Genomic DNA, 11326 nt, shown 5'->3' with positions numbered 1-11326 from the left:
TGAATCGACTTATCCACAGAAGACTGCGGGCCTAGCTTTTATAAGCTTTACAGAAAAGCTTTAAATACTTTCCTTTCTTATTTTTATATTTGCCGACGGTTCGTTCAGCGGAAAACGTCCGGAGATCTATTTATAAGGAAACGCTGGTTGGAAATTGACCTGAAGGCTTGCTTTCTCTAGAATCCCCGGTCTCTTAAAACGGGGGCCATTCCGGCCCGTTGTGGACGAACCAGGTAACACGACAATGAAACGTACTTTCCAACCAAGCACTATCAAACGCGCTCGTACCCACGGTTTCCGTGCTCGCATGGCTACCAAGAACGGTCGTGCCGTCCTGTCGCGTCGTCGCGCCAAAGGTCGTGCGCGTCTGGCAGTTTGATAATCCGGCACTGGAGGTGAGTCAGGACTTCAGTCGGGAAAAGCGTCTGCTTACCCCCCGGCAATTCAAGGCGGTCTTTGACTCCCCTACCGGCAAGGTTCCGGGGAAAAATCTCCTGCTCCTTGCGCGCAACAACGATCTTGATCACCCCCGTCTCGGGTTGGTTATCGGGAAAAAGAGCGTAAAGCTCTCCGTCGAGCGCAATCGCCTCAAACGTCTGATGCGCGAGTCGTTTCGCCTGAACCAGGATTCTCTGGTCGGCTGGGACATCGTTATCGTCGCGCGCAAAGGTTTGGGTGATGTAGAAAACCCCGAATTGATTCAGCATTTCGGCAAACTCTGGAAGCGTCTGGCTCGCAGTTCGCCGGTACCAGCAGTCAAAACCGAAACTGTAGGGGTAGACAGTCCAGATGCGTAAACTGGCACTCGTTCCGATCCAGTTTTATCGCTATGCCATTAGTCCCCTGATGGCCAGTCACTGTCGTTTCTACCCCAGTTGTTCCTGCTACGCGTTAGAAGCCATCGAAAATCATGGCCTTCTTCGCGGTGGCTGGCTGACCTTTCGTCGTTTAGGTCGCTGTCATCCGTGGAATCCCGGTGGTTATGACCCGGTTCCACCTATCCCTACCTCCCGTTCTTCTTCGATGGCCGAGTAATCATGGATATCAAACGCACGATCCTGATCGTCGCCCTGGCAATCGTGTCCTACGTTATGGTTCTTAAATGGAACCAGGACTATGGCCAGGCTGCCCTGCCGACTCAGAATGTTGCCACCAATACGACTGCATCGGGCCTGCCGGATACGGCATCTGGCTCCAACGCTTCCGCCAGTGACGACATTCCACGTGCTGCAAGCGACACCAGCGCACCTGCCGAAACTCCGGTGGCTGTGAGCAAGGACCTCATCCAGATCAAAACGGATGTACTGGACCTGGCTGTCGACCCACAAGGTGGCGATGTTGCCCAGCTGACCCTGCCGCTGTATCCGCGTCGTCAGGATCACCCGGAAATTCCGTTCCAGCTGTTCGATAATGGCGGCGAACGTACTTATCTGGCGCAAAGCGGTCTGATCGGAAGCAACGGTCCGGATGCAAATCCGGCCGGTCGTCCGGTTTATTCCTCGGAGAAGAAGGTTTATCAACTGGCTGACGGTCAGGACCAATTGGTCGTAGACCTGAAGTTCAGCAAGGACGGCGTCAACTATATCAAGCGTTTCACCCTGAAACGCGGCCTGTACGACGTAACTGTTTCCTACCTGATCGACAACCAGAGCGCCCAGCCCTGGACCGGTGCGATGTTCGCCCAGTTGAAGCGCGACGCCAGCGCCGATCCTTCGTCGACCACGGCTACCGGCACCGCGACTTACCTGGGCGCCGCCCTGTGGACAAGTTCGGAGCCGTACAAGAAAGTGTCCATGAAGGACATGGACAAGGCGCCGTTGAAAGAAACCGTCACTGGCGGTTGGGTTGCCTGGTTGCAGCACTACTTCGTGACCGCATGGATTCCGGCCAAGGGCGAAAACAACGTCGTCCAGACCCGTAAAGACAGCAAAGGCAACTACATCATTGGCTACACCGGCCCATCGATGAGTGTTGCACCGGGTGCCAAGGCTGAGACCAGCGCTGTTCTGTACGCAGGTCCGAAAAGCCAGGCTGTGCTGAAAGAGTTGTCCCCAGGTCTGGAACTGACCGTCGACTACGGCATTCTGTGGTTCATCGCCCAACCGATCTTCTGGTTGCTGCAACACATCCACGCCATTGTGGGTAACTGGGGCTGGTCGATCATCTTCCTGACCATGCTGATCAAAGGGATTTTCTTCCCACTGTCGGCTGCCAGCTACAAATCCATGGCGCGCATGCGTGCAGTGGCACCGAAACTGGCAGCGCTGAAAGAGCAACATGGCGATGACCGGCAGAAAATGTCGCAAGCCATGATGGAGCTGTACAAGAAAGAGAAGATCAATCCGCTGGGTGGTTGCTTGCCAATCCTCGTGCAGATGCCGGTTTTCCTCTCGCTGTACTGGGTTCTGCTGGAAAGCGTCGAGATGCGTCAGGCGCCGTTCATGCTGTGGATTACTGACCTGTCGATCAAGGATCCGTTCTTCATTCTGCCGATCATCATGGGTGCAACCATGTTCATCCAGCAGCAGCTGAACCCGACTCCACCGGATCCGATGCAGGCCAAGGTGATGAAGCTGATGCCAATCATCTTCACCTTCTTCTTCCTGTGGTTCCCGGCGGGTCTGGTGCTGTACTGGGTAGTGAACAACTGCCTGTCGATCGCCCAACAGTGGTACATCACTCGTAAGATCGAAGCGGCTACCAAAGCAGCTGCCTGATTTACACTGTGGATAACCACTCAAAACGCCCCCTAGTGGGGCGTTTTGCTATCTGTCACTTTTGTCTGGATACCGGTTTATGAGCGCTCCTCGTGAAACCATCGCCGCCGTCGCCACCGCTCAAGGTCGCGGCGGTGTAGGCATCGTCCGTATTTCCGGGCCGTTGGCCAGCGTTGCGGCCAAGGCTTTCAGCGGTCGCGAACTCAAGCCGCGATTTGCTCACTACGGTCCGTTTTTAAGTGAAAACGATGAAGTACTGGACCAAGGCATCGCCCTGTATTTCCCGGGCCCGAACTCTTTCACTGGCGAAGATGTGCTGGAGTTGCAAGGCCACGGCGGCCCGATCGTTCTGGATATGCTGCTCAAGCGCTGCCTGGAACTGGGTTGCCGGCTCGCCCGACCGGGGGAATTCAGTGAGCGCGCCTTCCTCAACGACAAACTTGATCTGGCTCAGGCCGAAGCCATTGCCGACCTGATTGAAGCCAGTTCTGCCCAGGCTGCGAGAAACGCGTTGCGCTCCCTGCAGGGGGCTTTCTCGTCACGTGTGCACAACCTCACCGAGCAATTGATCGGCCTGCGCATCTATGTCGAAGCGGCCATCGATTTCCCGGAAGAGGAAATCGACTTCCTCGCCGATGGCCACGTCCTGAGCATGCTCGACAAAGTGCGCGACGAGTTATCCACCGTCATGCGCGAAGCCGGGCAGGGCGCCTTGCTGCGTGACGGCATGACCGTGGTGATTGCCGGTCGTCCGAATGCCGGTAAATCCAGCCTGCTCAATGCCCTGGCCGGGCGTGAAGCGGCGATCGTGACCGAAATTGCCGGCACCACCCGGGACGTGCTTCGTGAACATATCCACATTGATGGCATGCCGTTGCACGTGGTGGATACCGCCGGTCTGCGCGATACCGATGATCATGTGGAAAAAATCGGCGTCGAGCGAGCCCTGAAAGCCATCGGCGAAGCAGATCGAGTATTGCTGGTGGTCGATGCTTCGGCACCGGAAGCCCTCGATCCGTTCGCGCTGTGGCCGGAATTTCTCGAAATCCGTCCCGATCCCGCGAAAGTCACCCTGATCCGCAACAAGGCCGACCTTACGGGCGAAGCCATTGCCCTGGAGGTCAGCGACGACGGTCACGTCACCATCAGCCTTAGCGCCAAGTCTGGTGGTGTCGGCCTGGAGCTACTGCGTGATCACCTCAAGGCCTGCATGGGTTATGAACAGACGTCCGAAAGCAGTTTCAGTGCTCGCCGGCGCCACCTGGAGGCGCTACGTCATGCCAGTGCTGCTCTCGAGCATGGTCGTGCCCAATTGACCCTGGCCGGTGCTGGCGAGTTGTTGGCCGAGGATTTGCGCCAGGCTCAGCAGTCGCTGGGTGAAATCACCGGTGCTTTCAGCTCTGACGACCTGCTGGGGCGAATTTTCTCCAGCTTCTGTATCGGTAAGTAGCCCTCCTGTTATTCACAGACAGGCCATTCGTGCCTGTCTGCTCTCTCCTTTTCTGAAAAAACCTCCAGTGCCGAGCGGACTTCGTCTGCTTGGGCGCAATTCCTGTACCCGGATTTCGGGCAAACGGCGCTTTTCTGTGGATTAAGCCCTGTGAATAACCGCCGCTAAGGTCAGTTGATAACAGGGCCTGAAAACTGAACATAACCACCTCTGTGGATAACCACCCGTTTCATCCACAGGCTTACACCGGTTATCCAAGGGCCTCATTGGCACATGGACACAGGGTTTTGAATCTCTGTACACATTGAAAACAAAGGGCTGTATAGATCTATCCACAGAAAGGCATGTGCATAGAAATAAACATAAAAACAAAGATTTAATAAATTTCTTTCTTTTTAATTTCTATAACCCCGAGTTTTCCACAGCTGGTTAAATTTTGTGCAAAGGGTTCTTTAGGAAGGGCGAAGTCCCTATACTTGTCGACCAGGTCCAAAAACCTGAGCTCAAACTATTCCTGAATTACCTACTTAAGCAGGCACGAGGTGCGTGGTGGATTTCCCTTCCCGTTTTGAAGTGATCGTCATCGGCGGCGGTCATGCCGGTACCGAGGCAGCACTGGCCTCAGCACGTATGGGGGTTAAAACCCTGTTGCTGACGCATAACGTGGAAACCCTCGGTGCCATGAGTTGCAACCCGGCCATTGGCGGGATCGGCAAAAGCCATCTGGTCAAGGAAATCGATGCCCTCGGTGGCGCGATGGCCATGGCTACCGATAAAGGCGGTATCCAGTTTCGCGTGTTGAACAGCCGCAAAGGCCCGGCCGTACGTGCAACCCGCGCACAGGCAGACCGGGTTCTGTACAAGGCCGCGGTTCGCGAAATCCTGGAAAACCAGCCGAACCTGTGGATATTTCAACAGGCCGCTGACGATCTGATCGTCGAGCAGGAACAAGTCCGTGGTGTTGTCACCCAAATGGGCCTGCGTTTCTTCGCCGATTCGGTGGTGTTGACCACCGGTACGTTCCTCGGTGGACTTATCCACATCGGTTTGCAGAATTTTTCCGGCGGTCGCGCCGGTGATCCGCCGTCGATTGCGCTGGCTCACCGTCTGCGTGAACTGCCATTGCGTGTGGGTCGTTTGAAAACCGGTACTCCGCCGCGTATCGACGGCCGGTCTGTGGATTTCTCGGTGATGGCCGAACAACCGGGCGATACGCCGATCCCGGTGATGTCGTTCATGGGCAACAAAGAACAGCATCCACGGCAGGTCAGTTGCTGGATTACCCACACGAATGCGCGCACCCACGAAATCATTGCCGCGAACCTCGACCGTTCGCCGATGTATTCCGCTGCCGGTGAGATCGAAGGGATCGGTCCGCGTTATTGCCCGTCGATCGAAGACAAGATCCATCGCTTTGCCGACAAGGAAAGCCACCAGGTCTTCATCGAACCGGAAGGCCTGACGACAAACGAGCTGTATCCGAACGGGATATCCACAAGCTTGCCGTTCGACGTGCAACTGCAGATCGTGCAATCGATCCGCGGCATGGAAAACGCGCACATCGTGCGTCCGGGCTACGCCATCGAGTACGACTACTTCGACCCGCGCGACCTGAAGTACAGCCTGGAAACCAAAGTCATCGGCGGCCTGTTCTTTGCCGGGCAAATCAACGGCACCACCGGTTACGAAGAAGCCGGCGCCCAGGGTTTGCTGGCCGGGACCAACGCAGCACTGCGTGCACAAGGCAAAGATGCCTGGTGCCCGCGTCGCGACGAGGCCTACATCGGCGTGTTGGTCGACGACCTGATTACCCTTGGTACTCAAGAGCCATACCGGATGTTCACGTCCCGTGCCGAGTACCGCTTGATCCTTCGTGAAGACAACGCCGACCTGCGCTTGACCGAAAAAGGTCGCGAACTGGGCCTGGTGGATGACGAGCGTTGGGCAGCTTTCTGCAAAAAGCGCGAAAGCATCGAACTGGAAGAGCAACGCTTGAAAAGTACCTGGGTTCGCCCAGGCACCGAGCAGGGCGATGCGATTTCCGAGAAGTTCGGTACGCCGCTGACCCACGAATACAATTTGCTCAACCTGCTGAGCCGTCCGGAAATCGACTACGCTGGTCTGATCGCCGTGACTGGTGGGGGCGCAGAAGATCCACAGGTTGCCGAGCAGGTCGAAATCAAGACCAAGTACGCCGGCTACATCGATCGTCAACAGGATGAAATCGCCCGCTTGCGCGCCAGCGAAGACACCAAACTGCCTGTGGATATCGATTACACGAACATTTCCGGTCTCTCCAAAGAGATCCAGAGCAAGCTCGGTGCGACCCGTCCAGAGACTTTGGGCCAGGCCTCGCGTATCCCGGGCGTAACGCCAGCGGCCATTTCGCTGTTGATGATTCATTTGAAAAAACGCGGCGCGGGCCGTCAGTTGGAGCAAAGCGCTTGAGTTCGTTGGTCACTTCGCAACACGCAGAAGAGTTATCCACAGGTGCCCGCCAGCTTGGCGTCACACTGACAGAAACCCAGCACACGCAACTGCTGGGTTACCTGGCCCTGTTGATCAAATGGAACAAGGCTTACAACCTCACCGCCGTGCGTGATCCGGACGAAATGGTCTCCCGTCACCTGCTCGACAGTCTGAGCGTGATGTCATTCATCGAAAACGGACGCTGGCTCGACGTCGGCAGTGGCGGCGGCATGCCTGGCATTCCGCTGGCGATCCTGTTTCCCGAGTCCCAGGTGACCTGCCTGGACAGCAATGGCAAGAAAACCCGCTTCCTGACCCAGGTCAAACTCGAACTCAAACTGGATAACCTGCAAGTTATCCACAGTCGCGTCGAAGCCTTCCAGCCTGCCCAGCCGTTCAACGGGATCATTTCCCGGGCGTTCAGCAGCATGGAGAACTTCAGCAACTGGACTCGCCACCTCGGCGATAGCGAAACACGCTGGCTGGCAATGAAGGGCGTTCATCCGGCCGATGAGCTGGTAGCATTGCCGGCAGACTTCCACCTCGATAGCGAACACGCCCTGGCCGTACCTGGTTGCCAAGGCCAACGCCATCTGCTGATACTGCGCCGCACGGCATGATTGGGAACACAAGCAAGAATGGCTAAGGTATTCGCGATTGCGAACCAAAAGGGTGGCGTGGGCAAAACCACCACCTGCATCAACCTCGCAGCATCCCTGGTCGCGACCAAGCGTCGGGTGCTGTTGATCGACCTTGATCCACAGGGCAACGCCACCATGGGTAGCGGTGTGGATAAACATGGCCTGGAAAACTCGGTCTACGATCTGCTGATCGGCGAATGTGATCTGGCCCAGGCCATGCACTTCTCCGAACACGGTGGTTACCAGTTGTTGCCGGCTAACCGCGACCTCACCGCGGCCGAAGTGGTGCTGCTGGAAATGCAGATGAAGGAAAGCCGTCTGCGCAGTGCGCTGGCGCCGATCCGGGAAAACTACGATTACATCCTGATCGACTGCCCGCCGTCGCTGTCGATGCTGACCCTGAACGCACTGGTTGCCGCCGACGGGGTCATTATCCCCATGCAGTGCGAGTACTTCGCACTCGAAGGCTTGAGCGACCTTGTGGATAACATCAAGCGTATCGCTGAACTGCTGAACCCGAACCTCAAGGTCGAAGGCCTGCTGCGGACGATGTACGACCCGCGCCTGAGCCTGATGAACGATGTCTCGGCGCAGCTCAAGGAACACTTCGGCGAACAGCTCTACGACACCGTCATTCCGCGCAACATCCGTCTGGCCGAAGCACCAAGCTACGGCATGCCGGCGCTGGCGTACGACAAAGCATCGCGAGGCGCCGTTGCCTACTTGGCATTGGCGGGCGAAATGGTTCGTCGTCAACGCAAAAACTCACGCATCGCCGCTGCTCAGGCAACTTAAGGAATCCCCATGGCCGTCAAGAAACGAGGTCTCGGACGTGGACTGGATGCTCTGTTGAGTGGTCCGACTGTCAACTCGCTGGAGGAACAAGCGGCGCAAGCCGATCAGCGAGAGCTGCAGCACCTTCCCCTGGATCTGCTCCAGCGCGGCAAGTACCAGCCGCGTCGTGACATGGATCCGCAGGCGCTCGAAGAGCTGGCACAGTCGATCAAGGCCCAGGGCGTCATGCAGCCCATCGTGGTTCGCCCGATCGGCAGCGGCCGCTTTGAAATCATTGCCGGCGAACGTCGCTGGCGCGCCAGCCAGCAAGCCGGCCAGGAAACCATCCCGGCGATGGTTCGCGATGTACCCGATGAAACCGCGATCGCCATCGCGCTGATCGAGAACATCCAGCGCGAAGACCTGAACCCGATTGAAGAAGCGGTGGCCCTGCAGCGTTTGCAGCAGGAGTTCCAGCTGACCCAGCAACAGGTGGCCGAGGCGGTGGGTAAGTCCCGGGTGACCGTGGCTAACCTGCTGCGCCTGATTTCCTTGCCGGAAGTCATCAAGACCATGTTGTCCCACGGCGACCTGGAAATGGGTCATGCCCGTGCTTTGCTCGGTTTGCCGGAAATTCAACAGGTTGAAGGGGCGCGACATGTTGTCGCACGCGGACTGACCGTGCGCCAGACCGAGGCACTGGTTCGCCAGTGGTTGAGTGGCAAACCGGAGCCTGTTGAACCGGCAAAACCGGACCCGGATATCGCCCGCCTCGAGCAGCGCCTGGCCGAGCGCCTAGGCTCTGCGGTGCAGATTCGCCACGGTAAGAAGGGTAAAGGGCAGTTGGTGATTGGTTACAACTCTCTGGATGAGCTTCAAGGCGTACTTGCACATATCCGCTGAAACATTTCCTCATGTAGCGCGCAGTCGGAAATCACTACCTGACAGTTGAATAGGGGCAGAACCGCCCCTATACTCTGCGCGCATTTTGTCGGCACAAATTATGCCAAGTTAGTGAGTTTCGGCAGCCGACCATTGGGGAGTAAAAATGATGGAAACCCGCACGCCAAACCGCCTGCCCTTCCATCGTCTGGCAGTTTTTCCGGTGTTAATGGCTCAATTTGTCGTTCTGCTCATTGCCGCTTTGGCGCTCTGGCAACGGTATGGAGTCGTTGCCGGGTACTCGGGGCTCTGCGGAGGCCTGATAGCCTTGCTTCCCAATGTTTATTTCGCTCACAGGGCATTTCGGTTTACCGGCGCCCGGGCAGCTCAAGCCATCGTCCGGTCATTTTATGCCGGCGAGGCGGGCAAACTGATTTTGACGGCGGTGCTTTTTGCATTGACGTTCGCAGGTGTGAAGCCATTGGCGCCGCTAGCTGTATTCGGCGTCTTCGTGCTGACCCAACTGGTCAGCTGGTTCGCTCCCCTGCTGATGAGAACAAGACTTTCGAGACCTTAGGGCGTTTGAGGCAACCATGGCAGAAACAACCGCTTCGGGCTATATCCAGCACCACTTGCAGAACCTGACCTTCGGTCAGCTCCCTACCGGCGGCTGGGGCTTTGCCCACACCGCAGCAGAAGCCAAGGAAATGGGCTTCTGGGCTTTCCACGTCGATACTCTCGGCTGGTCGGTCGCATTGGGTCTGATCTTCGTTCTTCTTTTCCGCATGGCGGCAAAGAAGGCGACTACCGGTGTTCCTGGTGCTTTGCAGAACTTCGTTGAAGTATTGGTCGAATTCGTCGATGGCAGCGTGAAAGACAGCTTCCATGGCCGTAGCCCGGTGATTGCACCGTTGGCACTGACCATCTTCGTCTGGGTGTTCCTGATGAACGCCGTCGACCTGGTACCGGTCGACTGGATTCCTCAGCTGGCCATCCTGATCTCCGGCGACCACCACATCCCGTTCCGCGCCGTGTCGACCACCGACCCGAACGCGACTCTGGCCATGGCCTTCACGGTGTTCGCGCTGATCATTTTCTACAGCATCAAGATCAAGGGCCTCGGCGGCTTCATCGGCGAGCTGACCCTGCACCCGTTCGGCAGCAAGAACATCTTCCTTCAGGCCCTGCTGATCCCGGTGAACTTCCTGCTGGAATTCGTGACCCTGATCGCCAAGCCGATCTCCCTGGCTCTGCGTCTGTTCGGCAACATGTACGCCGGCGAGCTGGTCTTCATTCTGATTGCTGTGATGTTCGGCAGCGGTCTGCTCTGGCTCAGCGGCCTGGGCGTCGTTCTGCAGTGGGCGTGGGCTGTGTTCCACATCCTGATCATCACCCTGCAGGCGTTCATCTTCATGATGCTGACCATCGTCTACCTGTCGATGGCACACGAAGAAAACCATTAAGACCAGTCTCGACTAGTCTGATGTCCCTCCCCGTTAAACGGGAGGGGGCTCTTAACGGGGCCTCTGAAACGATTTGTTTTACCGCTTTAAATTAAAAAAACCTAAACCATACGACGTAAAAGTCGGGAGGAAAGATGGAAACTGTAGTTGGTCTAACCGCTATCGCTGTTGCACTGTTGATCGGCCTGGGCGCACTGGGTACCGCAATTGGTTTCGGCCTGCTGGGCGGCAAGTTCCTGGAAGGCGCAGCGCGTCAGCCAGAAATGGTTCCAATGCTGCAAGTTAAAATGTTCATCGTTGCCGGTCTGCTCGACGCCGTAACCATGATCGGTGTTGGTATCGCTCTGTTCTTCACCTTTGCGAACCCGTTCGTTGGTCAAATCGCTGGCTGATTACTCGGATCTTCCGGGTAATTTGGTGTGATGGACAACGTAACTGCGAGGTGTTGGCGTGAACATTAATGCGACCCTGATTGGCCAGTCCGTTGCGTTCCTGATTTTTGTACTGTTCTGCATGAAGTTCGTATGGCCTCCGGTCATTGCGGCACTGCACGAACGTCAAAAGAAGATCGCTGATGGTCTGGACGCTGCCAGCCGTGCAGCTCGCGACCTGGAGTTGGCCCAAGAGAAAGCGGGTCAGCAACTGCGCGAAGCGAAAGCTCAGGCAGCTGAAATCATCGAGCAAGCCAAGAAACGCGGTAATCAGATTGTCGAAGAGGCTGTTGAAAAAGCCCGTGTCGACGCTGACCGTGTGAAGGTTCAGGCTCAGGCCGAGATCGAACAGGAACTGAACAGCGTCAAAGACATGCTGCGTGCCCAAGTGGGCTTGCTGGCAGTCGAAGGCGCCGAGAAGATCCTGGGTGCCACAATCGATCAAAACGCGCACGCAAAGCTGGTTAACCAACTGGCTGCTGAAATCTAAGCGAGGGCG

General features: G+C 56.8%; 13 protein-coding genes. All 13 read left to right on the top strand.

All coding sequences use genetic code 11. The features are described from left to right. The first annotated feature begins 244 nt into the window (after positions 1-244). A complete protein-coding gene (rpmH, locus tag AC1DRN_RS05025; RefSeq protein ID WP_003213577.1) occupies positions 245-379 on the top strand; it encodes a 50S ribosomal protein L34 in 135 nt (44 codons plus the stop codon). A gap of 16 nt (positions 380-395) precedes the next feature. After that, entirely contained in the window at positions 396-797 is a 402-nt protein-coding gene (rnpA, locus tag AC1DRN_RS05020; RefSeq protein WP_056727027.1) for a ribonuclease P protein component, read from the top strand. Then, positions 790-1035, top strand: coding sequence for a membrane protein insertion efficiency factor YidD (gene yidD / locus AC1DRN_RS05015; protein ID WP_010207715.1), 246 nt, complete (start codon positions 790-792; stop codon positions 1033-1035). Before rnpA ends, yidD begins: the two co-directional genes overlap by 8 nt. Before the next feature lie 2 nt (positions 1036-1037). After that, positions 1038-2717, top strand: a complete 1680-nt coding sequence (gene yidC, locus AC1DRN_RS05010; RefSeq protein WP_008002313.1) for a membrane protein insertase YidC — start codon at positions 1038-1040, stop codon at positions 2715-2717. Between the two features lie 79 nt (positions 2718-2796). Further along, on the top strand, positions 2797-4167 hold the full coding sequence (gene mnmE / locus AC1DRN_RS05005; RefSeq protein WP_223459101.1) for a tRNA uridine-5-carboxymethylaminomethyl(34) synthesis GTPase MnmE: 1371 nt from the start codon (positions 2797-2799) through the stop codon (positions 4165-4167). A 549-nt stretch (positions 4168-4716) separates the two neighbouring features. Then, positions 4717-6615: a tRNA uridine-5-carboxymethylaminomethyl(34) synthesis enzyme MnmG gene (gene mnmG / locus AC1DRN_RS05000; RefSeq protein ID WP_223459100.1), complete on the top strand. Its 1899-nt coding sequence runs from the start codon at positions 4717-4719 to the stop codon at positions 6613-6615. Beyond that, on the top strand, positions 6612-7256 hold the full coding sequence (gene rsmG, locus AC1DRN_RS04995) for a 16S rRNA (guanine(527)-N(7))-methyltransferase RsmG (RefSeq protein WP_223459098.1): 645 nt from the start codon (positions 6612-6614) through the stop codon (positions 7254-7256). The genes mnmG and rsmG overlap by 4 nt, the downstream gene beginning before the upstream one ends. A gap of 18 nt (positions 7257-7274) precedes the next feature. Next, positions 7275-8072, top strand: a complete 798-nt coding sequence (locus tag AC1DRN_RS04990) for a ParA family protein (protein ID WP_007969897.1) — start codon at positions 7275-7277, stop codon at positions 8070-8072. Positions 8073-8081: 9 nt separating this feature from the next. After that, complete coding sequence (locus AC1DRN_RS04985; RefSeq protein ID WP_223459096.1) at positions 8082-8954, top strand: ParB/RepB/Spo0J family partition protein; 873 nt, start codon at positions 8082-8084, stop codon at positions 8952-8954. 148 nt (positions 8955-9102) lie between these two features. Continuing rightward, on the top strand, positions 9103-9510 hold the full coding sequence (locus AC1DRN_RS04980; RefSeq protein WP_223459271.1) for a F0F1 ATP synthase subunit I: 408 nt from the start codon (positions 9103-9105) through the stop codon (positions 9508-9510). A 16-nt stretch (positions 9511-9526) separates the two neighbouring features. Continuing rightward, positions 9527-10396, top strand: a complete 870-nt coding sequence (atpB, locus tag AC1DRN_RS04975) for a F0F1 ATP synthase subunit A (RefSeq protein ID WP_223459093.1) — start codon at positions 9527-9529, stop codon at positions 10394-10396. 134 nt (positions 10397-10530) lie between these two features. Further along, positions 10531-10788 carry a F0F1 ATP synthase subunit C gene (gene atpE, locus AC1DRN_RS04970; RefSeq protein WP_003097235.1) on the top strand — a complete coding sequence of 86 codons (258 nt, stop codon included), beginning with the start codon at positions 10531-10533 and terminating at the stop codon, positions 10786-10788. A 58-nt stretch (positions 10789-10846) separates the two neighbouring features. Beyond that, positions 10847-11317 carry a F0F1 ATP synthase subunit B gene (locus AC1DRN_RS04965; RefSeq protein ID WP_108218798.1) on the top strand — a complete coding sequence of 157 codons (471 nt, stop codon included), beginning with the start codon at positions 10847-10849 and terminating at the stop codon, positions 11315-11317. Positions 11318-11326 lie beyond the last annotated feature (9 nt).

The organism is Pseudomonas sp. P5_B3, assembly GCF_056400405.1.
This window is presented reverse-complemented; position numbering and strand designations above follow the sequence as displayed.